This is a genomic window from Nonomuraea sp. NPDC049684 (assembly GCF_044465345.1).
GTDB lineage: Bacteria > Actinomycetota > Actinomycetes > Streptosporangiales > Streptosporangiaceae > Nonomuraea.
Genome location: NZ_JBITLO010000002.1, coordinates 937,311 through 961,730 on the forward strand (window position 1 = coordinate 937,311; position 24,420 = coordinate 961,730).

The window sequence follows — 24,420 nt, forward strand, 5'->3', positions numbered from 1 at the left end:
TCCGTCAAGGACACGGAGGTACAGAAGGTTTATTCCGGACGCCGTTGAGCACCCGGGTCACCGTGCGGTGGCACAGGGCGCGGAAGTCGGGCTCGGCCATGCTCATCCGGCCGCTCAGGTACTGCTGGACCAGGCCCTGGGTGCTCGCCGTGACCGCGAGCGCGGTCTCCAGCGGGTCGTCCTCGCGCAGCACGCCCGTGCGCATGCCCTCCTCGGCCAGCGCCACCACCACGCTGAACGGCGGGCCCTGGCCGTCGCGGAAGTCGTCGGGGAAGCGGCGGGCCCGCGCCCAGGCGTCGGAGGTCAGGAAGGTGTACAGGTGGGGGCTGCCGAGCGCGAAGTCGAGGAAGTCGTCGAGCGCCGCCATCATGCGCTCCTCCACGTCGCCCGTGCCGGGCCTGCGGGTCCACGCCTCGGCCAGCTCGCGGGCGGCGGCGTCGGCGACGGCGCGCAGCAGGGCCTCCCGGTTGGGGAAGTGCCGGTAGATGGCCATGGCGGTGACGCCCACGGCCTCGCCGACCCGCCGCATGCTGACGGCGTCGGCGCCCTCCTCCAGCAGGATGCGCCGGGCCACGGCCTCGATGCGCGCGGCCGTCCCTGGTTCACTCACGTTTACAGTGTATACAGACGGAGCGCGCCCGGAGCCCGTTCCGGCACGGCGGGCCGGCGGGGCTCCACCGGGGGCAGCCGGACGTACGGCGAGCCCGCGGCGGGCCGGGGATCGGGGTCGCCGGCGTTGGGCCACAGGGACATGGCCCGCTCGGCCTGCGCGGTGATGGTGAGCGACGGGTTGACCCCGAGGTTGGCCGACACCGCCGAGCCGTCCACGACGTGCAGCCCCTCGTGGCCGTAGACGCGGTGGTAGGCGTCGATCACGCCGGTCTCGGGCGAGTCGCCGATCACGCAGCCGCCGAGGAAGTGGGCCGTCGTCGGGATGTCGAACAGGTCGAGCCAGGTGCCGCCGGGCACCCCGCCGATCTCGGCCGCCGCGTGCCGGACGGCCTCGTGCCCGGCCGGGATCCAGGTCGGGTTGGGCTCGCCGTGGCCGCGGGCCGACCGCAGACCCCAGCGGGTGCGCCGGACGGTGATCGAGTTGTCCTTGGCCTGCATCACCAGCGCGATGACGGTCCGCTCCGACCAGCGGCGCAGGTCGAGCAGGCGCAGCGCCTCCAGAGGCCGCGCGGCGATCTCCCGGAACAGCGCCGGCCACCTCGGCTGGCCGCCGTCCACGAGCAGGGTGCGCAGCAGGCCCATGGCGTTGGAGCCGTCGCCGTACCGCACGGGCTCGATGTGGGTCTCGGCGTCGGGGTGGATGGAGGAGGTGATGGCCACGCCCTTGTTGAGCTTCTCGCCGCCCGCCGACGTGCGCTCGAAGCCGAGCAGGGCCTCGGAGTTCGTCCTGGTCAGCGTGCCGAGCCTGGGCGACAGGCGGGGCAGGTCGCCGGTGGCGCGCAGCTTGTGCAGCAGGCGCTGGGTGCCGTACGTGCCGGCCGCGAAGATCACCTGCTTGGCCGTGAACGAACGGCGGCGCAGCGCCGACCCCGTCCGGCGGGCGACGACCCGGTAGCCGCCGGCGGGCAGCGGGCGCACCGAGGTGACCGTGCACTCGGCGTAGACCCGCGCGCCCGCCCGCTCGGCCAGGTGCAGGTAGTTCTTGACCAGCGTGTTCTTGGCGCCGTGGCGGCAGCCGGTCATGCACTGCCCGCACTCGATGCAGCCGCGCCGCCGCGGGCCCGCGCCGCCGAAGTACGGGTCGACGCCGTCCTCGCCGAAGTAGACGCCGACCGGGGCCAGGTGGAAGGTGTCGCCCACGCCCATCTTCTCGGCGACCCGGCGCATGACGTCGTCGGCGCGGGTGACGGTGGGGTTGGTGACCGCGCCGAGCATGCGTCTGGCCTGGTCGTAGTGCGGGGCCAGCTCCGCCTTCCAGTCGGTGATGCCGGCCCACTGCGGGTCGCGGAAGAACGGGTCGAGCGGCTCGTAGAGGGTGTTGGCGTAGACCAGCGACCCGCCGCCCACCCCGGCTCCGGCCAGCACCATCACGCCGGTGCCGCGCTCGCCGCGCAGCACGTGGATGCGCTGGATGCCCTTCATGCCGAGCCAGGGCGCCCACAGGAAGTCGCGCAGCTTCCACGAGGTGGCCGGCAGCGCGGCGTCGTCGAATCGACGGCCCGCCTCCAGCACGCCGACCTTGTAGCCCTTCTCGCTCAGCCGCAGCGCCGAGACGCTGCCGCCGAACCCCGACCCGATGACCAGAACGTCGAACGTCACTTGATCCGCAGCTTCCGCATCGCCTTGAGGGTGCCGGCCAGGACGTCGGCCCACGTCTCGTACGTCAGGTCGAAGGGCGGCTCGAAGCCCAGCCAGGACGCCTGCGAGGCCACGGTCTTGGACTCGGTGTAGCGCAGCAGGCCCTCCGCGCCGTGCCGGCGGCCGAGGCCCGACGCCTTCATGCCGCCCATGGGCGCGTCGTAGGAGGCGTAGGCCGAGCCGTACCCCTCGTTGATGTTGACCGTGCCGGCCTTGACGCGGGCGGCCAGGGCGCGGCCGCGGGCCGGGTCGGTGGTCCAGATGGAGGCGTTCAGGCCGTAGATGGTGTCGTTGGCCAGCTCGATCGCCTCCTCCTCCGACTCGAAGGGGTAGAGGGCGACCACCGGGCCGAACGTCTCGTTGCGGCACAGGTCCATGTCGTCGCGGACGCCGGTGAGCACGGTCGGCTCGTAGAACAGCGGGCCGAGGTCGGGCCTGGCCCGGCCGCCGGTCAGCACGGTCGCGCCCTTGGCCACGGCGTCGTCCACGTGGGCGCTGACCGCGTCGAGCTGGCGTTGCGAGGTGAGCGAGCCCATCTGGACCGACCAGTCGTGGCCCGCGCCGAGCTTGAGGTTGCCGACCTGCCGGACCAGGCGCGCGGCGAAGTCGTCGAACACCGACGCGTGCACGTACAGCCGCTCGATGGACAGGCAGAGCTGGCCGGCGTTGGTGAAGCAGGCCCGGATCGCCCCCTGGACGGCGAGCGGCACGTCGGCGTCGTCGAGCACCACCATCGGGTTCTTGCCGCCGAGCTCCAGCGAGCAGCCGATGAGCCGCTTGGCCGCCTCCTCGGCGATCTTCCTGCCGCCCCTGGTCGAACCCGTGAACGCGACATAGTCGGCGTCGTCGAGCAGCGCGTCGCCGATCTCGGCGGGCTCGCCCAGCACGACCTGCCAGATCTCGCGCGGCATGCCCAGCTCGGCCAGCAGGTCGATGGTCCACAACGTGGACATGGCGGTCTGGGTGTCCGGCTTGTGCACCAGCGCGTTCCCGGCCAGCAGCGCGGGCACGGCGTCGGTGACGCCGAGCGAGAGCGGGTAGTTCCACGGGGAGATCAGCGCGACCACGCCCTTGGGCTGGCGCAGCTCGGTCACCCGGGTGGCGCCGGGGAAGATGCCCTTGCGGGTGCGCGGCGCGAGCAGGCCGGAGGCCCGCCGGGCGTAGTAGAGGCTGCATCCGGCGACGTCGAGCACCTCCTCGAAGGCGTGCTTGCGGGCCTTGCCGGTCTCGTTCTGGACGATGTCGAGGATCTCGTCCCTGCGGTCGAGGATGGCGTCGTGCAGCAGCAGGAACGGCCTGGCCCGCGCCGCGGCGGGCCTGGCCGCCCACTCGGCCTGGGCGGCCCTGGCTCGCTCGTAGGCCAGCCGTACGTCGTCGGCCGTGGAAATGGGCAGCTCGGCGAGCGGCTCGCCGGTGAAGGGGGCGGTGATCTCCCGGGTCTTGCCGCTGGACGTGACGTGCATGCCCGAAGGATATTCCGCTTGGCTACCGGCGGGTAGTTTTTGCGGATTCGCGGGGTGGGGTCAGAATCCTCTTATGCCATCGTTCGCTCCGCTACGCCCGGGAGATCCGGCGAGTCTGGCCGGCATGGATCTCCTCGGCAGGCTTGGCGAGGGCGGCCAGGGCGTCGTCTACCTCGCGAAAGATCATTCCGGTGGGCACGTCGCCGTCAAGTGGCTGCGCCCCGACCTGTCCGGCGACGACGTGAGCGTCGAGCGGTTCCTGCGCGAGGTCCAGGTGGCCCAGCAGGTGGCGCCGTTCTGCACCGCGGCCGTCCTCGGCACCGGCGTCGAGCTGGACCGGCCGTTCATCGTCAGCGAGTTCATCGAGGGGCCCTCGTTGCAGCGGGTGGTGCAGGAGGAGGGGCCGCGCACCGGGTCCACGCTGCACCGGCTGGCCATCGGCACGGCGACCGCGCTGGCCGCCATCCACCAGGCCGGCATCGTCCACCGCGACTTCAAGCCCGCCAACGTCATCCTGGGCGCGGACGGCCCGCGGGTGATCGACTTCGGCATCGCGCGGGCGCTCAACGCGACCTCGACGATCAGCAGCATGGTCGTGGGCACGCCGTCGTACATGCCGCCCGAGCAGATCATGGGCCACACCGTCGGGCCGGCGGCCGACATGTTCTCGTGGGCCAGCGCGATGGTCTACGCGGCGTCGGGGCGGGCGCCGTTCGGCAGCGACACCATGCCCGCGGTGATCAACCGGGTCCTCAACCAGCAGCCCGACCTGGGCGTGCTCGACGGCGCGCTGCGTGACGTCGTGGCCGCGTGCCTGGCCAAGGACCCGGCGCAGCGGCCGACGGCCGAGCAGGTGATCATGCGGCTGCTCCAGCACCCGATGCCGGCGAACTCGCCCATCCTCGCCGCGGCCGCCGCGGAGGCCGTCCCCGCCGGGCCGCCCGTGACCGGGCCGGCGGCGGGGTCGGCGGCGGGGCCGATGACCGCGCCGCCGCAGCAGCACCCGCAGGGACCGCCGGGAGCGCCGCACGGGCCGCCACAGGGGCAGCCACAGGGACCGCCGCAGGGGCATCCGCAGGGGCCGATGACCGGACCGATGACCGGGCCGGTACCGGGGGCGCCGGGGGGCCCGGGGGGCCCGGGGGGCCCGGGGGGCCCGCAGCCGTACCCGCAGCAGCAGTGGCACCCGCCCGGCCCGTACGCGCAGCCCACCCACCCCGGAGTCCACCCCCGGCGACCGGCCGGGAAGAGCAGGGCGCCGCTGATCATCGGGGCCACGCTGGGCGTCGCCTTACTCGTGCTGGCCGGGCTCGTCGTGCTCATCGCCAACAACAGGACGACCCTGGCCGCCGACGGCGGCGTCACGACGCCCGCCTCCGCCCAGCCGTCCGGGCGCAGCGTGCCGCCCGCCACGCCGTCGGTCACGGCTTCGGTCGCGCCGGTCTCCGTCCCCGAGGAGGGGCCGCGCAAGGCGCTGCCCGGCGCCGCGATCGGCCTCTACGAGAACACCTCCGACGCCATCGTCCTGACCTCCTACGAGATCTACGACAAGAAGAAGGACGACTGGGTCGACCACGCCAGGGACTCGCTGCGCGGCCCGTTCCGCAAGTACGCCGGCAACTGGGAGTCGAACGTCTCCCCCGGCGGCCGCTACCTGGCCACCCGCGGCCGCAAGTACACCGACGACAACTACGACTACATCATCGTCAGCGACCGCCAGACGGGCGAGCGCACCACGATCAAGACCGTCCGCGGCCCGCTGATCGCCAGCATCCGCGCCTGGTCCGAGGACGGCTCCAGGATCCTGCTCAACATCGAGCGCAAGAGCGGCAGCACCTGGACCTACCCCGGCTTCGTCATCGTGGACGTCGCCGCGAAGAAGGCGAAGACCGTCATGGTGGACGACTCCGCCGTCCGCAAGACCGCCTTCGGCTGGGACGGCGAGGGCACGGGCGTGATCAACGTCTTCGGCCCGGAGAAGAACCGCAGCCTGCGCTTCTTCGACGCCGACGGCAAGGCCACCCGCGACCTGCGCTCGATCGGCACGCTGCCCGCCGGCACCCAGGACGTCTTCTCCCCCTCGGGCGAGTCGTTCCTGTCCGCCTGCCCGAACGGCAGCGACGGCGACACCTGCGTGTGGGACGTCAAGTCGGGCGACCGCACGCACAAGTTCACCTCCGACTGCGACAAGGTGCTCGGCTGGTACGACGACACCCACCTCTACTGCTGGGAGCAGGACAACAACACCAAGGACGAGATCCAGGTCGTCGACCTCAAGGGCACCCTGCTCCGCAAGATCCTCGACGTGCCGGGCGACGTCGACTTCAGCCCGGTCTTCACCGCCAACCCGGCCAAGGGCTCCTGAACCATCCGGCCCGCGCAGCCGTCATGGAGGTCATGAAGACGCTGTTCCGTACGGCCGTGACCGCCGCGGCCCTCGCCGCGGTCACGACGGCCTGCACGTCGGCGGCCACGGGCCAGGCGCCCGTGCCGAAGGTCACGCTCGACGCCGTCCGCCTGGTCGCCTACGACAGTTGCGACGACATGCTGTCGGGCCTGCGGGAGCACGCCGCGGAGAACGTCGGCCCGTGGGGGTTCGGCGGCCCGCAGATCATGTACATGGAGGACACCGCCGCCACCGCGAGGGCGAAGACCACCTCCGACACCCCAGAACACTCCACCACGAACGTGCACGAAGCGGGCGTGGACGAGCCCGACCTGGTCAAGACCGACGGCAACCGGATCGTCACGGTCGTGGACGGCACCCTGCGGGTCATCGACACCGCGACCAGGAAGGTCACCGCCTCGGTCAAGCTCACCAAGAAGGACGAGCCGACCTTCACCCCCGCCGACCTGCTGCTGTCCGGCGACCGCGCGCTCGTGCTGTTCCGCGGCGGCGACATCATGGTGAAGTCCTTCGCGCCGCCCGGCGAGACCCGGTACGTCGTGGTCGACCTGGCCGGGCAGCCGAAGGTGCTCAGCACGATCCGGGCGCAGGGCTCGTACGTGGACGCCAGGATGATCGGCTCCACGGTCCGGCTCGTCACCCGCAGCCAGCCCGACATCACCTTCCCCGAGCCCAAGAGCCCGGACGCCTCCGAGGCCGACCGCAAGAAGGCCAACCAGGACGTCGTACGGCGGGCGCCGCTGTCCGCCTGGCTGCCCACGGTCGAGATCACCGGCGGGTCCGGCGCGGTCAGGAAGGACACGGTCAAGTGCGAGCGGGTCAGCCACCCCGCCGACTACACCGGCACCTCGCTGCTCACCGTCCACACCATCGACCTGACCCAGGACGTCGCCGCGACCGGCACCGAGCCCATCAGCCTGGCCGCCGACGGCGACACCGTCTACGGAAGCGGCACGAGCCTGTACGTCGCCAGCAACCCCCGCTGGTGGTTCCCGGTGGTCACCGAGCCGATGCCGGTCGAGCCCGTGCCGACGGCCACCGACGGGGCGGCCCCGGCCGTCGAGCCCACCCCGAGCGACCCGCCCGTGACGACTGACCCCACGGTGACCAGCGACCCCGCCGTGACCAGCAGCGCCCCGGCCACGTCCGCCCCGAGCGACCCCGCCGTGACCAGCAGCGCCCCGGCCACGCCCGCCACCACTGAGCCCACCCCCGAGCCCACCCCCACGGCGCCGCCCGAGGAGACCGAGGTCCACCGGTTCGACATCAGCGCCGCCGGCGCCCCCTCGTACGTGGCCTCCGGCAAGGTCCCCGGCCGCCTGCTGAACCAGTACTCGCTGTCGGAGTACGAGCGCCACCTCCGCGTCGCCACCACCCTCACCTCCACCGACGGCCGCAACAGCGCCAGCAGCGTGTACGTGCTCGACGCCGCCACCATGGCCAAGGCCGGCGAGGTCGGCGGCCTCGGGAAGGGCGAGCGCATCTACTCGGTCCGGTTCATCGGCCCGTTGGGCTACGTCGTGACGTTCAAGCAGGTGGACCCGCTCTACACGCTCGACCTGCGCGACCCGGCCGCCCCCAAGGTGACCGGCGAGCTGAAGATCACCGGCTACTCGGCCTACCTGCACCCCGGCGCGGACGGCCGGCTGATCGGCATCGGCCAGGAGGCCAGCGACAAGGGCAGGACGCTCGGCACGCAGGTCTCGCTGTTCGACGTCAGCGACCCGGCCGCCCCGCGCAGGCTGTCGCAGCTCTTCCAGAAGGAGTCGGGCTCCGAGGCCGAGTGGGACCCGCACGCGTTCCTGTACTGGCCGAAGACCGGCCTGTCGGTGCTCCCGCTGATGACCCAGAAGGAGTCGGGCGCGCTCGTGCTGAAGATCGACGACTCGGCCGTCAAGAAGCTCGGCATGATCACGCACCCCACCCACCAGGACAAGGACTACGCCTACCAGCCCGGCATCCAGCGCTCGATCGTCATCGGCGACGCCGTCTGGACGCTGTCCTGGGACGGCCTCCAGGTCAACGACGCCACGACGCTGGCCCGTCAGGCGTGGATCCCGCTGCGCTGACCCCCCGTCAGGGCGGGTGACCGGTCCGCCGTACCGGTCACCCGCGCTCCGGCGCGACCACGGGCACGATCTCGGGGGCGCCCAGCCGGATGGCGTCGGCCTCCTGGTCGGAGTCCTGCTCCTGGGAGCGCCGCTCGGCCTCGACCCGCTTGGTGTAGTACTCCACCTCGCGTTTCACCTGCTCGGCGTCCCAGCCGAGCGGCCCGGCCAGCAGTTCGGCGGCCTCCTGCGCCACGGCCAGGCCGCGGTGGAAGGTCTCGATGGAGATGTGCGTGCGCCTGGTCAGCACGTCGTTGAGGTGCCTGGCGCCCTCGTGGGTGGCGGCGTAGACGATCTCGGCCCGCAGGTAGTCGTCGGCCCCGGCCAGCGGCCGGCCCAGCGACGGATCCTGCTCGATCAGCTGGAGCACCTCGTCGATGAGCGAGCCGTAGCGCTGGAGCAGGTGCTCGATCCGGGCGACGTGCAGGCCCGAGGTGTGGGCCAGGCGGTAGCGGGAGTTCCACAGCGCCTGGTAGCCCTCGGCCCCGGCCAGCGGGATGCGGTCGGTGCACGAGCGCGGCACCCGCTGGTCAAGCCCGTGCGCCACCGCGTCCACCGCGTCGCGGGCCATGACCCGGTACGTCGTGTACTTGCCGCCGGCGACCATCACCAGCCCCGGCACCGGATGCGCCACGACGTGCTCGCGCGACAACTGCGACGTCTCGTCGGACTCCCCCGACAGCAGCGGGCGCAGCCCGGCGTAGACGCCCTCGACGTCGTCGCGGGTCAGCGGCACCGACAACACGGCGTTGACGTGGTCGAGCAGGTAGTCGATGTCGGCGCGGGAGGCCGCCGGATGGCCCTTGTCGAGCGTCCACTCGGTGTCGGTGGTGCCGATGATCCAGTGGCGGCCCCACGGGATCACGAACAGCACCGACTTCTCCGTGCGCAGGATGATGCCGGTGCGGGAGTGGATGCGGTCGCGCGGCACCAGCAGGTGGATGCCCTTGGAGGCCCGTACGTGGATCTGGCCGCGCCCGCCGACCAGCTCCTGGATGTCGTCGGTCCACACGCCCGTGGCGTTGACGACCTGCTGGGCGCGTACGTCGAAATCGGCGCCGGTCTCCAGGTCGCGTGCCCGCACGCCGGTGACCCGCTCGCCCTCCCGCAGGAAGCCGACCACCTGGGCGCGCGGCGCGATCCGGGCGCCGTACGTGGCGGCGGTGCGCAGCATGGTCATCACGTAGCGGGCGTCGTCGACCTGGGCGTCCCAGTACTGGACGGCGCCGGTGAGTGCGCTCTTCTTCAGCGCCGGGGCCAGCCGCAACGCCCGCGACCTGGACAGATGCCGGTGGCCCGGCACCCCGCGGGTGAGCCCGGAGGCGAAGCCGAGCGTGTCGTAGAGCGCCACGCCGGCTCCCACATAGCCGCGCTCCCACCCGAAATGGGTCATCGGGAACAGGAACGGCACCGGCCGGACGAGGTGCGGCGCCAGGCGCTGGAGCAGCAGCGCCCGCTCCTGCAGCGCCTCGCGCACCAGGTCGAAGTTGAGCTGCTCCAGGTAGCGCAGGCCGCCGTGGATGAGCTTGGACGAGCGCGACGAGGTGCCGGAGGCGAAGTCGCGGGCCTCCAGCAGGGCCACGTCGAGGCCACGGGTGGCGGCGTCGAGCGCGGTGCCCGCCCCCACCACGCCGCCGCCGACCACGACCACGTCGAACTCCTGGGCGGACATCTCCGCCAGCGCCGCCGCGCGCTCGGTGGGCCCGAGCCGGGCCACGCTCCTACCGGCCGTCATCATCTCCCCTTGCGTCGACTGCGGTCAGTACCTACCCGTACGCCCGGTTCCATGTAACGCAAGGACGGCTCAGGCGCGGACGACCTTGACCCCCGCGTCGGTGAGCCGGCCGGTGAGCTCGTCGGAGAGCCGCTCGTCGGTGACCAGCGTGTCGATCTGCTCGATCGGGCAGATGCGGGAGAAGGCCCGCCGGCCCACCTTGGAGGAGTCGGCCACCACCACGACCTGGGCGGCCCGGCTGATCAGCAGGTTGTTCACGCTGGCCTCGCCCTCGTGGTGGGCCGAGGCGCCCAGCTCGACGTCGATCGCGTCGACGCCGAGGAAGGCCACGTCGAGGGTGACCTGTTCGAGCACGCCCGAGGCCAGCGGCCCGATCAGCTCGTACGACTGCTGCCTGGCCACCCCGCCGGTGACCACGATCTTGACGTGCTGCCGCACGGTCAGCTCGGCGGCGATGTTCAGGGCGTTGGTGACGATCGTGAACCCGCTCTCCAGCGTGGACAGCGTGGCGAGGGTGCGGGCCAGCTCGGAGGTGGTGGTGCCGCCGTTGAGCCCGACCACGGCGCCCGGGCTCACCAGGTCGGCCGCCGCGGCCGCTATGCGGTGCTTCTCGTCGGCGTGCCTGGCCGTCTTGTAGCGCAGCGGCAGGTCGTAGCTGACGCTCTGGGCGACGGCTCCGCCGCGCGTGCGCATGAGCATCTGCTGCTGGGCGAGCTGGTCGAAGTCACGCCGGATCGTGGCGGTGGAGACGTCGAGCGCCTGGGCGGCCTCCTCCACCGACAGCCTGCCCTCCTGCGCGAGCAGCTCCAGGATGGCGTTCCAGCGGTCGTAGCGGGACACGAAGCCTCCAATGAGATCCGTACGGGATCAAGCGTGGCACAGGCGGGCAGGCAGGAGCGACCACTGCACAAATCTGCTCTTTTACTGTATAAAAAAGGCAGAAACAAACAGCAACGGGGAGGAACACGGTGACCACCCATACCGAAGCCGAGATCGAGTCCCAGCCGTCCTGCTGGCGCCGCGCCGTGGCCGCCGTGCCCTCAAGCGCGCTGCCCGAGCCCGGCGAGCGGGTGGCCGTCGTCGGCTGCGGCACGTCGTGGTTCATCGCGATGGTCTACGCCACGCTGCGCGAGCAGCTCGGGATGGGCGAGACCGACGCGTTCGCCGCCTCCGAGGCGCCGATCGGCCGCTCCTACGACCGGGTGCTCGCCCTGACCCGGTCCGGCACCACGACCGAGGTGCTGGAACTGCTGTCCAGGACGAACGCCCGCACGACGGCCATCACCGCCGACCCGAACACGCCGGTCATGACGGCCGCCGACGAGGTCATCGTGCTCGACTACGCCGACGAGACCTCCGTCGTGCAGACCCGCTTCGCCACCACCCAGCTCGCCATGCTCCGCGCCAGCCTGGACGAGGACCTGACCTCCGCGATCGCCGACGCCGAGCGGGCCCTGGCCGAGCCGCTGCCCGCCGAGCTGGTCGAGGCCGAGCAGTTCAGCTTCCTCGGCAGCGGCTGGTCGGTCGGCCTGGCCCAGGAGGCCGCGCTCAAGATGCGCGAGGCGTCCCGGTCGTGGACGGAGGCGTACCCGGCGATGGAGTACCGGCACGGCCCGATCAGCATCGCCGGCCCCGGCCGCGTCACGTGGATGCTCGGCACCGCCCCCGAGGGCCTGCGCGAGCAGGTCGAGGCGACCGGCGGCACGTTCTTCGAGAGCGGCCTCGACCCCATGGCCGAGCTGGTGCGCGCCCAGCGGGTGGCGGTCGCGCGGGCCTTCGCCCGTGGACTGAACCCCGACGAGCCCATGCACCTCACGCGATCTGTGATCCTTTCTTCATGAGCCTTACTCTCGCCGACGCCCGGATCGTGACCCCCGAAGGGGTGCACGAAGGGTGGCTGACCATCGAAGACGGCCGCATCACGCATGTCGGCCACGGATCGGCCCCCAGCCCCGGCCTGAGCCTCGGGGGGCGGCACGTCGTCCCCGGGTTCGTCGACATCCACAACCACGGCGGCGCGGGCGGGTCGTTCCCGACCGGCGACCAGGACAAGGCCCGCGACGCCGTGGCCCTGCACCGGCGGCACGGCACCACCACGATGATGGCCAGCCTGGTCACCGACGCGGTCGACGAGCTGTCCAGGGCCGCCTCCTCGCTGGCCGAGCTGTGCGAGGAGGGGCTGCTGGCGGGCATCCACTTCGAGGGGCCGTACATCGCCAAGGCCCGCTGCGGCGCGCACGACCCCGCCCTGCTGCGCGAGCCGTCGCCGCAGGAGCTGTCGGCGCTGGTCAAGGCCGCGCGCGGGCACGCGCGCATGGTCACCCTCGCCGCCGAGCTGCCCGGCGGCCTCGACACGATCCGCACGGCCGTCGGCGAGGGCCTGATCGCGGCGCTCGGCCACAGCGACGCCGACTACGACCAGGCCATCGCCGCCATCGAGGCGGGCGCCACCGTCGCCACTCACCTCTACAACGCGATGCCGCAGCTCGGCCACCGCGCGCCCGGCCCGGTCGCCGCCCTGCTGGAGGACGAGCGCGTCACGGTCGAGCTGGTCAACGACGGCGTCCACGTGCACGCGGCGATGCTGCGCCTGGCCTACGAGGTGGCCGGCCCCGGCCGGACGGTGCTGATCACCGACGCGATGGCGGCCACGGGGCTCGGCGACGGCGACTACGTGCTCGGCCCCATGCGGGTGCGCGTGACCGACGGCGTGGCCAGGCTGGTCGAGGGCGGCTCGATCGCGGGCTCCACCCTCACCATGGACGCCGCCTTCCGCCGCGGCGTGCGCGAGCTCGGCATGTCGCTGCCCGACGCGGTCCAGGTGGCCTCGCTGACCCCCGCCAGGGTGCTCGGCCTGGCCGAGGAGATCGGCTCGATCGCCGTCGGCAAGGCGGCCGACCTGGTCGTGCTCTCCGGCGAGCTGGAGGTCGACGGCGTGATGAAGAACGGCGACTGGATCACGGAGCCCTGATGATCATCACCGTGACGCTCAACGCCGCGCTCGACGTGACCTACGAGGTCCCGTCCGTCGCCTGGGACGGCGTCAACCGGGTCGGCGCCGTCCACCGGCGCGCCGGCGGCAAGGGCGTCAACGTGGCCCGCGTGCTGGCCGCCCTCGGCCAGGAGGTCCTGGTCACGGGGCTGGCGGGCGGGCCCACGGGTCGCGCGATCGAGCACGACCTGAAAGCCGCCGGGCTGCCCGCCGCGCTGACCGGCATCGCCGCCGAGTCCCGCACCACGCTGGTGGTCTCCGAGCCGGGCGGGGCCACGCTGTTCAACGAGCCGGGCCCCGAGGTGAGCGCGGCCGAGCTGGCCGCGTTCGTGGAGCGGTACACCTCGCTGCTGGCCGGCGCCGACGCGGTGGTGGTCTCCGGCAGCCTGCCGCGCGGCGTCCCCGCCGACTTCTACGCGACGCTGGCCGCCGTCGCCGCCCGCGCGGGCGTGCCGGCCATCGTCGACGCCGACGGCGACCCGCTGCGGCACGCGCCCGAGGGCCGTCCGGCCGTCGTCAAGCCCAACGCCGAGGAGCTGGCCAGGGCGGTGCCCGGCGGCACCCCCGAGGAGGGCGCCCAGGCGCTGCGCGAGCGCGGGGCCGGGGCCGTGGTCGTCTCCATGGGCGCCGACGGGCTGCTCGCCGTGACGGGCGAGGGCACCTTCCGGGCCCGGATGCCCTACACCGTGCGGGGAAACCCGACCGGGGCCGGCGACTCGCTGGTCGCGGGGCTGGCGCTGGGCCTGGTCGAGGGCTCCCCGTGGCCCGACCGGCTGCGGCGGGCCGCGGCGCTGGGCGCGGCCGCCGTGGCCGCGCCGGTCGCCGGCGACTTCGACGGCGAGGTCTACGCCGACATACACCCCCAGATCATCATCACGTAAGGAGCTCGTCATGGCCCTCGCCGGAATCGGCGACATCGTCCGGCAGTCCCCCGCAGGGGTGGGCGCGTTCAACGTGATCCAGTTGGAGCACGCCACCGCGATCGTGGCCGGCGCCGAGGCGCTCGGCCTGCCGGTCGTGCTGCAGATCAGCGAGAACTGCGTGCGCTACCACGGCGCGCTCGAACCCGTCGCGCTGGCCGCGCTGGCCGTCGCGCGCCGCGCGGAGGTGCCGGTCGCGGTCCATCTCGACCACGCCACCGACCGCGCGCTGGTGGAGGAGGCGGTGGCGCTGGGCCTCGGCTCGGTGATGTACGACGCCTCCGCCCTGCCCGACGAGGAGAACGTCGCGGCCACGGCCGAGGTGGCGGCCTGGTGCCACGAGCGCGGCGTCTGGGTGGAGGCCGAGCTCGGCGAGGTCGGCGGCAAGGACGGCGTGCACGCGCCCGGCGCCCGCACCAAGCCCCACGAGGCGGTCGACTACGTCGCCAGGACCGGCGTCGACGCGCTCGCCGTGGCCGTCGGCACCTCGCACGCCATGACCACCAAGGACGCCGTGCTCGACCTGGAGCTCATCGCCGAGCTGCGGGCGGCGGTGCCGGTGCCGCTGGTGCTGCACGGCTCGTCCGGCGTGCCCGACGACGTGCTGCGCGAGGCGGTGGCCAGCGGCATGAAGAAGATCAACATCGCCACCCACCTGAACAAGGCGTTCACCCGGGCCGTACGCGACTACCTGGCCCACGACGAGCGGGTGGTCGACTCCCGCAAATACCTCAACGCCGGCCGTGACGCCGTGGCCCGCGAGGTGAGTCACCTGCTGGGCGTGCTCACCGGCTGAGCTCCTTGCGCATCACCACGGCCGAGCGGCCGTCGAGGTCGGCCCGGCCGATCTCGGCGTAGCCGAGCGAGGTGTACAGCGCGATGTTCGAGGCCATCTTGACGTTGGTGTAGAGGCGCAGGGCGGGCAGGCCGAGCCGGGCGGCCTCCCGCTCGGCGTAGGCCAGCAGGCCCCGGCCGATGCCCCTGCCGTGCAGGTCGGGCCGCACCGCCACGTTGTCCACCAGCAGCGTGCCCTCCTCGGGGATGAGCACGACCAGCCCTTCGAGGCCGTCGGTGACGTGCACTCTGCCCGCGTCGATGAGGGCAGCGTAGTCGGCCTCCATGGGCAGCGGCCGGGTGCCGATGATCTCGGCCCATGGCTGGTAGGCGTCATGGACGAGTTGCTCGACGGCGGCCCGGTCGGCCTCCTGCGCCAGTCTCATGCCCCCAATGATCGCAGCACCCTGTCGACCTGGCGATCGAAGGTGCCGGGCGGATTGCGCGGGCTGTCGTGCGAGAGCAGGAACAGCCAGACCAGGCTCTGGAGCCTGCGGCAGTCGCGCAGCCGGCGCGCCTGCGGCCCGCTCAGCTCGAACCGGTCGGCGATCTCCACCTCGCCGTCCACCCACATCGAGACGTGTTCGGACAGCTCGGCCAGCTCGTAGGCCAGGTCGCTGCGCCCGGAGTCCTCGAAGTCGACGATGCACACGCGGGCGCCGTCCCACAGGAAGTTGGCCAGGTTGCCGTCGCCCGCCCCGAACGCCGGCCGTACGCCCGACTCCCCCGGACGCCAGCCCGCCAGCCAGCGCAGGCCCTCCTTGACCGCGCGGTCGGCCTCCGGGCCGCGGGGCCGCCAGGCGTCCAGCCATTCCCTGACCTGGCCGGCGACCGCCTCGGCCTGCCACGGGCGTACCGGGACGTCCGCCAGCACGCCGGGCGGGACGGCCTCGTACAGCCGTGTGAGCGCCTCGGCCATGGCGGTCAGCGGCGCCTCCCCGGCCGCCAGGCCGCGCAGGGGCACGCCGTCGATCCTGGACATGCGGACGACGCCGTCCTCGAAGGCGATCGGCCGTGGGGACAGGCCAGGGGCGTGCTCGGCCAGCAGGGTGAGCGCCCGCCACTCGCGCTCGGCCGCGCCCTCCTTGCCGTCGACGTAGCGCTTGGTGACGACGTCGCCGTCGATGTCGAGGACGTGGGTGTGCGCGAGATCGGCCATGCTTCGGCAGGATACGCCCGCCTGCCCTACGAGCCCGTCACCACGGGATGGATCGGCCGTCGCGGAAGAAGCCGCCGGTCGGCCCGTCGTCGGGCAGGTCCGCCGCCCACAACACGCTCCGCGCGCCCTCGGCGACCGGCCGCCCTCCCGGGCCGCCCATGTCGGTCGCCACCCACCCCGGGCAGACGGCGTTGACCAGGATGCCGTCCCCGCGCAGTTCGGCCGCGAGCATCCTGGTCAGCGCGTTCAGCGCCGTCTTCGACACCGTGTACGCGGGCGTGCCGCCGCCCATCGAGGCCAGCGAGCCGATCTCGCTGGAGACGTTGACGATCCGGCCGTGGCCGCTGCCGCGCAACAGCGGCAGCAGTGCCAGCGTGACCCGCCAGGCGCCCAGCAGGTTGGTCTCCAGCGCCTGCGACACCACGCCCAGGTCCGCCTCGCTGGCCCGCTGCCAGGTGTCGTAGTGGATGGCGGCGTTGTTGACCAGCACGTCGATCCGCCCGTGGGTCTTCTCCAGGTCGCGTGCCAGATCGGCCGCCGACCGCTCGTCGGCGACGTCGAGCCGCCGCGCCAGCACCTCGCCGCTGATCCCGGCCGCCGCCTCGGCGGCCTTGCGCTCGTCCCTGGCGGTCAGCACCACCGTGTCGCCCGCCGCCGCGAGCTGCCTGGCCACCTCCAGCCCGATCCCCCGGTTGGCCCCCGTGACCACGCACACCCGGTCCATCTCACGTCCCCCTCAACGTCGCGCGCCTGCGGCGCAGGAACTCCCGCTCGACCTCGTTGCCCGCGCGGGCGATGGCCTCGCCGTACGCCCGCGCCGCCTCCTCGTCGCGTCCCAGCCGTCGCAGCAGGTCGGCCCGTACGGCGTGGAACAGGTAATAGCCTGTCACCTCCAGGCCCTCCACCAGGGTCAGCCCCGCCTCGGCGCCCTCCGCCTCGGCCACCGCCACCGCGCGGTGCAGCGCCACGACCGGCCCCGGCGTGAAGGTCAGCAGCAGGTCGTAGAGCTGGACGATCTGCCGCCAGTCGGTCTCCCCCGCGCCGGCCGCGTCGCCGTGCACGGCGTTGATCGCGGCCTGCACCTGGTAGGGCCCCGGCCGCCCCCACCGCAGGCAGCGCCGGACGATCGCCTGCCCCTCCTCGACCAGCGCGCGGTCCCACAGGGCGCGGTCCTGCTCGGGCAGCGGCACCAGCTCGCCGCCGCCCGCGGTGCGCGCCGCCCGGCGCGAATGGACCAGCAGCATCAGCGCCAGCAGGCCCCACACCTCGGGCTCGTCCGGCATCAGCTCGGCGAGCAGGCGGCCGAGCCGGACGGCCTCCGCGCACAGGTCCTCGCGCACCAGCCGCTCGCCCGAACTGGCCGTGTACCCCTCGTTGAAGATCAGGTAGATCACCGCCAGCACCGCGCGCAGCCGGTCCGGCAGGTCCGCCGCCGCCGGCACCCGGTACGGGATCCCCGCCTGCCGGATCCTGCCCTTTGCCCTGACCAGCCGCTGGGCCATGGTCGCCTCCGGCACCAGGAACGCGTGCGCGATCTCGGCCGTGGTCAGGCCGCCGAGCAGCCGCAGCGTGAGCGCCACCCGCGCGTGCGGGGCGAGCGCCGGATGGCAGCAGGTGAAGATCAGGCGCAGCCGCTCGTCCCGTACGGGCCCCTCCGCGACTGGCTCGTCCGCGGCGTGCAGCAGCGCCGCCTGCACGTACTTGTCGTGGCGGCCCGACTCCCTGCGCAACCGGTCGACGGCCCGGTTCCTGGCGGTCGTGATGATCCAGCCGGCCGGGCTGGGCGGCGGGCCGGCCTGCGGCCACTGCCGCAGCGCGATCGCGAACGCCTCCTGCACGGCCTCCTCGGCGACGTCGATGTCACCGAACGCGCGGACGAGCACCGCCACCGCCCGGCCGTACTCCTCCCGGAAGGCCCGTTCGACCTGGTCGGACATCCTGCAATCACCTCGCCGGCACGTGCGTCACCTTGCGCGTCCTACACGAACGGCGGCCCCCGGATTCGACACGACCGCGATTCGACACCGCATTGATTCGACACCGCCTTGATCGACACAGCGGGCCGGCCGGGCCCCCGGAAAGCACTCGGCTCCCGAGGGCCGCAACCCCCGGGAGCCGTCGCAGACGTCGGTCAGCCGCCGGTCAGCGCTGGATCGGCGCGACCACGACCTCGACCCGCTGGAACTCCTTGATGTCGGAGTAGCCGGTGGAGGCCATCGTGCGCTTGAGCGCGCCCATCAGGTTCATCGAGCCGTCGGCCACGCTGGAGGGGCCGTGCAGGATCTGCTCCAGCGTCCCGACCGTGCCGAACTCCACGCGGCGGCCGCGCGGCAGGTCGGGGTGGTGGGCCTCGGAGCCCCAGTGGAAGCCGTGGCCGGGGGCCTCGGACGCCCTGGCCAGCGGCGAGCCCACCATGACGGCGTCGGCCCCGCACGCGATGGCCTTGGCGATGTCGCCCGAGGTGCCCATGCCGCCGTCGGCGATCACGTGCACGTACCGGCCGCCGGACTCGTCCATGTAGTCGCGGCGCGCCGCGGCCACGTCGGAGATCGCGGTGGCCATCGGCACGGCCACGCCCAGCACGTTGCGGGTGGTGTGCGAGGCGCCGCCGCCGAAGCCGACCAGCACGCCCGCCGCGCCCGTGCGCATCAGGTGCAGCGCCGCGGTGTAGGTGGCGCAGCCGCCGACGATGACCGGCACGTCGAGCTCGTAGATGAACTGCTTGAGGTTGAGCGGCTCGGCGCGGCCCGAGACGTGCTCGGCCGAGACGGTGGTGCCGCGGATGACGAAGATGTCCACGCCGGCGTCGATCACGGCCTTGTGGTACTGGACCGTGCGCTGCGGCGACAGCCGGACGGCCGTCGTCACCCCGGACGCCCGGATCTCCTCGATCCGGCGCCCGATCAGCTCCTCCTTGATCGGCGCGTCGTAGATCTCCTGGAGCCGCCGGGTCGCGGCCGCGGCGTCGAGGGCGGCGCACTCCTCCAGCAGCGGGGACGGGTCTTCGTAGCGCGTCCAGAGCCCTTCGAGGTCGAGGGGGGCCAGGCCGCCGAGCCGGCCGATCTCGATCGCGGTGGCGGGCGAGACCACGCTGTCCATGGGGGCGACGACGACGGGCAGCTCGAACCGGTAGGCGTCGATCTGCCAGGCGATCGACACCTCTTCCGGGTCACGGGTGCGTCGCGAGGGCACGAGCCCGATCTCGTCGAGCGCGTACGCCCTCCGCCCGGTCTTGCCCCGGCCGATCTCCACCTGCTGAGTCATGAACTTACCTTCTGTGATAGTTCGGAGCTTCCACGGTCATCTGGATGTCGTGGGGGTGGCTCTCCTTGAGGCCCGCTGCCGTGATCGGCATGAGCTCGCAGTCGGTGTGCATCTGCTCGATCGTGCGGCACCCGGCGTACCACATGCCCTGGCGCAGCCCGCCGATGAGCTGGTGGGCGACGGCCGCGACCGGCCCGCGGTAGGGCACCTGCCCCTCGATGCCCTCGGGGATGTACTTGTCCTCGCCGCCGACGTCGGCCTGCGCGTAGCGGTCCTTGCTGAAGGAGGTGCCGCCGCGCTCGCGGTTGCGCACCGCGCCGAGCGACCCCATGCCCCGGTACGACTTGAACTGCTTGCCGTTGATGAAGATCAGCTCGCCCGGCGACTCCTCGCAGCCGGCCAGCAGCGAGCCCAGCATGACCGCGTCGGCGCCGGCCGCGATGGCCTTGACGATGTCGCCGGAGTACTGGAGGCCGCCGTCGCCGATCACCGGCACCCCGGCGGGGGCGCACGCCTTGGACGCCTCGTGGATGGCCGTGACCTGCGGCGCGCCCACGCCGGCCACCACGCGGGTGGTGCAGATGGAGCCGGGGCCGACGCCGACCTTGACCGCGTCGGCGCCCGCGTCGACCAGCATCTGGGCGCCCGCCCTGGTCGCGATGTTGCCGCCGATGACCTGGACCTTGCTGTTGGCCTTGAGCTTGGCGATCATGTCGGCCAGGCCCTTGGAGTGACCGTGGGCCACGTCGACGACGACGACGTCGACCCCGGCCTCGATCAGCGCCTTGGCCCGCAGCTCGGCGTCGCCGCCGACGCCCACGGCCGCGCCGACCAGCAGGCGGCCGTCGGCGTCCTTGGTGGACAGCGGGTACTGCTCGCTCTTGGTGAAGTCCTTGACCGTGATCAGGCCGCGCAGCCTGCCGTCGGGGTCGACGAGGGGCAGCTTCTCGATCTTGTTCTGCCGCAGCAGCGCGAACGCGTCGTCGCGCGAGACCCCCACCGGCGCGGTGACCAGCGGCATCTTGGTCATGACCTCGCGCACCGGACGACTCTGGTCGGTCTCGAAGCGCATGTCGCGGTTGGTCACGATGCCGACCAGGGTGCCCGCCACGTCCGTCACCGGCACGCCGGAGATCCGGTAGGTCGCGCACAGCCGCTCGACGTCGGCCAGCGTGTCGTCGGGGCTGCAGGTCACCGGGTTGGTCACCATGCCGGCCTCGGACCGCTTGACCAGGTCGACCTGCTGGGCCTGCTCCTCGACCGACAGGTTGCGGTGCAGGATGCCGATGCCTCCCTGGCGCGCCATGGCGACCGCCATGCGGGCCTCGGTGACGGTGTCCATGGCCGCGGAGATGAGCGGGATGGACAGCGTGATGTCCCGTGACAGACGGGATCTGGTGTCGGCCTCACCTGGTTGGAGATCGGAGTAGCCGGGCACCAGCAGCACGTCGTCGAAGGTCAAACCCATCTCGGTGAACTTGGACATGCCTCGGCCCCCTCCTGACCTCTGCGCTGATTGACCTAAGTCTAGGGCCTGCCTCCAAAACGCAACGAAGCCGGGAGCACGACGGCCCCACGCCCCGTCGTGCGCCCGGCCTCGCCGTCCGGAACGCGCAAAGTGCAGGGGGATGGGACGGTCGGTGATCCGTCCCATCCCCCGGCCACCGGCACCCAGGCCTGGCGGCGCGTTCACGCCACCGAACCCCCCTCCGCGTCCTGATGGCGGCTGCCGCAAGGCCCCGCTTCAGGGTGCCGACGCTAGGTAAAGCCTGCGTCACTCAACGGCACGACGCAATGTGAAAACGTGCAATTGCACGAAGTTGCACGTTCCGCCGACGATTCCGCGGCAAGCCCCGGACACGCAGGCGGTACGGGGTTATCCTCGCGGCACGCCCGTGTCCCCCCGACGGAGCCGCCCATAATGCGTAACCAGCCCAGGCGCGTTGCAGAGCCCTTCGAGACGCTGGGCCTCGACCCGGCGCAGACCGCCCTTTACACGGCGCTGCTACGCCTGCACAGGGCCACGCGCACCGACCTCGCCCAGGCCATGGACGGCCCCGTCGAGAAGGTCGGCCGCCAGCTCGACGACCTGGTCAGGCTGGGGGTGGTCGACGAGCAGTCCGGCGAGTACCTGGCCAGGCACCCGGCGGCGGCGCTCGGCCGGGTGATCGCCGAGCGGCTCGACCGGCTGGCCGAGGAGAGCCGCAGGATCGACTCCGCGCTCGGCTCCATCCGCGGCCTGATCCACGACTACGACGCCGGCCGCGATTATCAGAGCGGGACATTCCCGGTGGAGATGGTGAACGGCGCGGACGTCCTCTACGAGAGCGTCGTCGGCATAGCCGTGCAATCCCCGCCCATGGAGTTGTTGACCGCAATCCCGGACGAGCGCACAATGGCAGATTTTGTTCGTAAATTTGCGGACCCATGGATTGATGCGCAAAAACGGCAACTTCTTACCGTTCAGGCGATCATTCCGGTCTCCACGCTGAGCCTGCCGGGCGTACGCGAGCAGCTCACCCGGCTCCTCGACACCGGCGGCAAGGTGCGCACGCTCGACCGGGTGCCGAGCTGGTTCATGACGGCCGGGCCCGAGGTCGCCGGCCTGCCCGCCCTGTGGGGCGGCAACCTGCCTGACCACGCCTACAACTTCTACCTGGTGCGCACGCCGATCGTCGTCGGCATGCTGCGCTCGCTGTTCCAGGAGCTCTGGGGCCGGGCCGTGCCGCTGCCCTGGGGGCGCAGGGGCGACGGGATGGTCCAGGTGCTCCGCCTGGCCGCGCAGGGCGTGTGCGACGACTCCATCGCCCGCCAGCTCGGCGTCTCGGTCCGTACGGTGCGCGCGAGGTTCGCCGACGCCATGGCCGAGCTGGGCGCGCAGTCGCGGTTCCACGCCGGCGTTGAGGCCGCCAGACGGGGATGGCTCAGCTAATACTCTCCGCCGGGGCCGCTTCGGTCATATGGTGGGAAGGTGCTGGAAGACGTCCCCCGCGACCCGTTCGCGGACGACCCGAACGACCCGTCCTCGGCGATGGGCGCTCTCGACGACGCCGAGCCACTCACCGCGGCCGAGCGCGACGAGGCCATCACCGACCTGGCAGACGTCGAGGTCTTTCGCTCCCTGCTCGAACCGCAGGGGGTGCTGGGCCTCGTGCTCGACTGCCCCGAGTGCGGCGAGCAGCACTTCTTCGACTGGGAGCTGCTGCGCGGCAACCTTCGCCAGATGATCGAGAAAGGCCAGCCCCAGGTGCACGAGCCGGCCTTCCACCCCGACCCGGCCGACTACGTCAGCTGGGAGTACGCCCGAGGCTATGTCGACGGCGTCATCGACACGGAGGAGCGCCGCTGATCGACTTCCTCCGAGACATCGTCCAGTAGCGCGCCCAGCAACCGCACCGCAGGGTCGGACGAGTCCCGCGCCCGGCCCCGCGCGACCGCGTCGAGCAGCTCGTCGGTCTGGAGCAGGTCGTCGGCCTCGAGAAGCGCATGGAGCTCGTCCTCCGGCGTCAAGCCGACTCCAGCTCGGCCATCTGCCGCAACCTGGCCAGCGCCCGATGCTGGGCTACGCGGACCGCACCTGGTGACATACCGAGTACATTACCGGTCTCCTCGGCGGACAGCCCCGACACCACCCGCAACAGCAGCAACTCCCGCTGGTTGTCGGGCAGCCTGGCCAGCAGCCTGCGCGCGTGCTCGACCTCGATGTAGCGGACCACCGTCTCCTCGGGCCCGGGACCGTCGTCGGGCCCGTCGGGCAGATCCTGGGTGGGCACGGCCGAGCGCACCGAACTGCGCAGCGCGTCGGCCACCTTGTGCGAGGCGATCCCGAACACGAAGGACGCGAAAGGCCGCCCCATGTCCCGGTATCGCGGCAGCGCGGACAACACCGCGATGCACACCTCCTGGGCTACGTCATCGGCAATGTGATATTGCCCTGAAACCCTGCCCAGCCTGGCGCGGCAATACCGCACCACCATGGGACGCAACTCCCCGAGCAGGGATTCGATCGCACTGCGATCTCCCTGCACGGCGAGGCTCGTCAGTTCCCTAAGGTCGGAGTCATCCGTCCGTGCCGGAAGTCTCGACGCGAGCCTTACCCCAATTTTGGCGTCGGCGACGCTTCCCTCGCTCACGATAGGCATGATGCCCGCACTGATCGGGCCTGTCCCCCTGGCGAACGGCTACGGATTGGTCACATTGAAGCGACGATAACTAGCAGTAATCAGATGACCACACTAAGCCTGATAAGCTGACATAATATTTCACTCCATAAGCCAAAATGCGCGACAATTGCCAGACCCCGACGCTTAACCGGCACTGCCGGTTTACTCCAATAATCGACCTCTTCCCCCATTTTTCCCCGCCCGCGCCCCCTTGCGCCCCGCCAGCCCCAGGCACATTTCCAGGCCACCCGTAACCCCCCAGCCCCCGCCCGCCTCCGTCGGGGGCCCGCCCCTGGAGAGCCAACCGCCGACACCGGCAAGGCTGGGAGTAGACCACGACAGCAAGGACCCGCACCGGTCGGCCCCGAACGGACCGTGGGAAGCCCCGCCCCCGGAAGGAATGCCGTGGGAAGCCCCCGAAGGAACGTGGTCGAGGGGGCGTCACAACACAGTGATCACTTACCGGCGGCGGTCGGCACAGCGAGCCGAGCGGGTTTCCGTGGTCCGAGTCGGCGCCACCGGATCGCCAACGTGGTTGACACGAAACCGGCCGAGGCCGGGACGGTCCGGTAGCCTCGTCCGATGGCGAAGATCCTGGTCACGGGGATGTCGGGAACCGGTAAGTCCACGGCGTTGGAGATGCTGGCGGCCCGGGGCCATCGCGCCGTCGACACCGATACCGACCAGTGGAGCCACTGGGTGACCTTGCCCGACGGATCCACCGACTGGGTGTGGCGCGAGCCGGCCATCAGCGACCTGCTCGCCGACCATGGCGAGGGCGCCCTCTTCGTGGCCGGCTGCAAGTCCAATCAGGGCCGGTTCTACCCGCGATTCGACCACGTCGTCCTGCTCAGCGCGCCCGCTGAGGTCATGCTCGCTCCCATCGCGACACGCACCAACAACCCCTTCGGCAAGCGCCCCGAGGAACGCGAAGCCGTCCTGCGCGACCTGGCCGACGTGGAACCGCTTCTCAGAGCCACCTCAACACTCGAGATCGACGCGTCCGCCCCGATCGACCGCGTCGTCCAGCAGCTTGAGAACCTCGCACAAACAAAGCCGTAACCG

Annotated in this window: 22 protein-coding genes; 9 read left to right on the forward strand and 13 right to left on the reverse strand. The window is 72.0% G+C overall.

The window, feature by feature from the left end:
• Positions 1–4 precede the first annotated feature (4 nt).
• From ACIBST_RS10085 to ACIBST_RS10095, 3 genes are read right to left on the reverse strand one after another with little or no spacing between them, the layout of a single operon-like run.
• Positions 5–610, reverse strand: a complete 606-nt coding sequence (locus ACIBST_RS10085) for a TetR/AcrR family transcriptional regulator (protein WP_397170632.1) — start codon at positions 608–610, stop codon at positions 5–7.
• 2 nt (positions 611–612) lie between these two features.
• Complete coding sequence (locus ACIBST_RS10090) at positions 613–2,271, reverse strand: FAD-dependent oxidoreductase (RefSeq protein ID WP_397170634.1); 1,659 nt, start codon at positions 2,269–2,271, stop codon at positions 613–615.
• Positions 2,268–3,773, reverse strand: a complete 1,506-nt coding sequence (locus ACIBST_RS10095) for a succinic semialdehyde dehydrogenase (RefSeq protein WP_397170636.1) — start codon at positions 3,771–3,773, stop codon at positions 2,268–2,270. The genes ACIBST_RS10090 and ACIBST_RS10095 overlap by 4 nt, the downstream gene beginning before the upstream one ends.
• Before the next feature lie 124 nt (positions 3,774–3,897).
• On the opposite strand from ACIBST_RS10095, the gene ACIBST_RS10100 reads away from it, so the two are divergent.
• Positions 3,898–6,138 carry a protein kinase gene (locus ACIBST_RS10100; RefSeq protein ID WP_397170637.1) on the forward strand — a complete coding sequence of 747 codons (2,241 nt, stop codon included), beginning with the start codon at positions 3,898–3,900 and terminating at the stop codon, positions 6,136–6,138.
• 32 nt (positions 6,139–6,170) lie between these two features.
• A complete protein-coding gene (locus ACIBST_RS10105; protein WP_397170638.1) occupies positions 6,171–8,249 on the forward strand; it encodes a beta-propeller domain-containing protein in 2,079 nt (692 codons plus the stop codon).
• A gap of 37 nt (positions 8,250–8,286) precedes the next feature.
• Here the strand turns inward: ACIBST_RS10105 and ACIBST_RS10110 are convergent, their stop codons facing one another.
• Both ACIBST_RS10110 and ACIBST_RS10115 read right to left on the reverse strand, forming a co-directional pair.
• Positions 8,287–10,023: a glycerol-3-phosphate dehydrogenase/oxidase gene (locus tag ACIBST_RS10110; RefSeq protein ID WP_397170733.1), complete on the reverse strand. Its 1,737-nt coding sequence runs from the start codon at positions 10,021–10,023 to the stop codon at positions 8,287–8,289.
• A 69-nt stretch (positions 10,024–10,092) separates the two neighbouring features.
• A complete protein-coding gene (locus tag ACIBST_RS10115; RefSeq protein WP_352318712.1) occupies positions 10,093–10,863 on the reverse strand; it encodes a DeoR/GlpR family DNA-binding transcription regulator in 771 nt (256 codons plus the stop codon).
• A 128-nt stretch (positions 10,864–10,991) separates the two neighbouring features.
• On the opposite strand from ACIBST_RS10115, the gene ACIBST_RS10120 reads away from it, so the two are divergent.
• Genes ACIBST_RS10120 through ACIBST_RS10135 form a run of 4 tightly spaced genes read left to right on the forward strand, consistent with a single transcriptional unit; the run spans position 10,992 to position 14,731 of the window.
• Positions 10,992–11,864 (forward strand): SIS domain-containing protein, encoded by an 873-nt coding sequence (locus ACIBST_RS10120; RefSeq protein ID WP_397170640.1) that lies wholly within the window; start codon positions 10,992–10,994, stop codon positions 11,862–11,864.
• Complete coding sequence (nagA, locus tag ACIBST_RS10125; RefSeq protein WP_397170641.1) at positions 11,861–12,994, forward strand: N-acetylglucosamine-6-phosphate deacetylase; 1,134 nt, start codon at positions 11,861–11,863, stop codon at positions 12,992–12,994. The genes ACIBST_RS10120 and nagA overlap by 4 nt, the downstream gene beginning before the upstream one ends.
• A complete protein-coding gene (locus ACIBST_RS10130; protein WP_397170642.1) occupies positions 12,994–13,896 on the forward strand; it encodes a 1-phosphofructokinase family hexose kinase in 903 nt (300 codons plus the stop codon). The genes nagA and ACIBST_RS10130 overlap by 1 nt, the downstream gene beginning before the upstream one ends.
• 10 nt (positions 13,897–13,906) lie before the next feature.
• Positions 13,907–14,731, forward strand: a complete 825-nt coding sequence (locus ACIBST_RS10135) for a class II fructose-bisphosphate aldolase (protein ID WP_352318705.1) — start codon at positions 13,907–13,909, stop codon at positions 14,729–14,731.
• On the opposite strand, the gene ACIBST_RS10140 is transcribed toward ACIBST_RS10135, so the two are convergent.
• From ACIBST_RS10140 to guaB, 6 genes are all read right to left on the reverse strand, one after another.
• On the reverse strand, positions 14,721–15,155 hold the full coding sequence (locus ACIBST_RS10140; RefSeq protein ID WP_397170644.1) for a GNAT family N-acetyltransferase: 435 nt from the start codon (positions 15,153–15,155) through the stop codon (positions 14,721–14,723). The genes ACIBST_RS10135 and ACIBST_RS10140 overlap by 11 nt on opposite strands.
• The gene (locus tag ACIBST_RS10145; RefSeq protein WP_397170646.1) at positions 15,152–15,928 is read right to left on the reverse strand and encodes a phosphotransferase family protein; all 777 of its coding nucleotides are present in this window, start codon (positions 15,926–15,928) and stop codon (positions 15,152–15,154) included. The genes ACIBST_RS10140 and ACIBST_RS10145 overlap by 4 nt, the downstream gene beginning before the upstream one ends.
• Before the next feature lie 37 nt (positions 15,929–15,965).
• On the reverse strand, positions 15,966–16,652 hold the full coding sequence (locus ACIBST_RS10150; protein WP_397170647.1) for an SDR family oxidoreductase: 687 nt from the start codon (positions 16,650–16,652) through the stop codon (positions 15,966–15,968).
• 1 nt (position 16,653) lies between these two features.
• Positions 16,654–17,865, reverse strand: a complete 1,212-nt coding sequence (locus ACIBST_RS10155) for an RNA polymerase sigma factor (RefSeq protein ID WP_397170649.1) — start codon at positions 17,863–17,865, stop codon at positions 16,654–16,656.
• A gap of 205 nt (positions 17,866–18,070) precedes the next feature.
• A complete protein-coding gene (locus tag ACIBST_RS10160; RefSeq protein ID WP_352362831.1) occupies positions 18,071–19,192 on the reverse strand; it encodes a GuaB3 family IMP dehydrogenase-related protein in 1,122 nt (373 codons plus the stop codon).
• A gap of 4 nt (positions 19,193–19,196) precedes the next feature.
• Positions 19,197–20,678, reverse strand: coding sequence for an IMP dehydrogenase (guaB, locus tag ACIBST_RS10165; RefSeq protein WP_397170651.1), 1,482 nt, complete (start codon positions 20,676–20,678; stop codon positions 19,197–19,199).
• A 435-nt stretch (positions 20,679–21,113) separates the two neighbouring features.
• Here guaB and ACIBST_RS10170 point away from each other — a divergent pair, with 435 nt between their 5' ends.
• Both ACIBST_RS10170 and ACIBST_RS10175 read left to right on the forward strand, forming a co-directional pair.
• Positions 21,114–22,124, forward strand: coding sequence for a LuxR C-terminal-related transcriptional regulator (locus ACIBST_RS10170; protein ID WP_352318691.1), 1,011 nt, complete (start codon positions 21,114–21,116; stop codon positions 22,122–22,124).
• Between the two features lie 39 nt (positions 22,125–22,163).
• Complete coding sequence (locus ACIBST_RS10175) at positions 22,164–22,541, forward strand: DUF5319 domain-containing protein (RefSeq protein ID WP_090930411.1); 378 nt, start codon at positions 22,164–22,166, stop codon at positions 22,539–22,541.
• Here the strand turns inward: ACIBST_RS10175 and ACIBST_RS10180 are convergent.
• Complete coding sequence (locus ACIBST_RS10180; RefSeq protein ID WP_357982688.1) at positions 22,502–22,702, reverse strand: hypothetical protein; 201 nt, start codon at positions 22,700–22,702, stop codon at positions 22,502–22,504. The two genes, ACIBST_RS10175 and ACIBST_RS10180, sit on opposite strands and share 40 nt — an antisense overlap.
• On the reverse strand, positions 22,699–23,334 hold the full coding sequence (locus ACIBST_RS10185; RefSeq protein WP_090930520.1) for a sigma-70 family RNA polymerase sigma factor: 636 nt from the start codon (positions 23,332–23,334) through the stop codon (positions 22,699–22,701). The genes ACIBST_RS10180 and ACIBST_RS10185 overlap by 4 nt, the downstream gene beginning before the upstream one ends.
• Before the next feature lie 603 nt (positions 23,335–23,937).
• Here ACIBST_RS10185 and ACIBST_RS10190 point away from each other — a divergent pair.
• Positions 23,938–24,417, forward strand: coding sequence for an AAA family ATPase (locus ACIBST_RS10190; protein ID WP_397170653.1), 480 nt, complete (start codon positions 23,938–23,940; stop codon positions 24,415–24,417).
• Positions 24,418–24,420 lie beyond the last annotated feature (3 nt).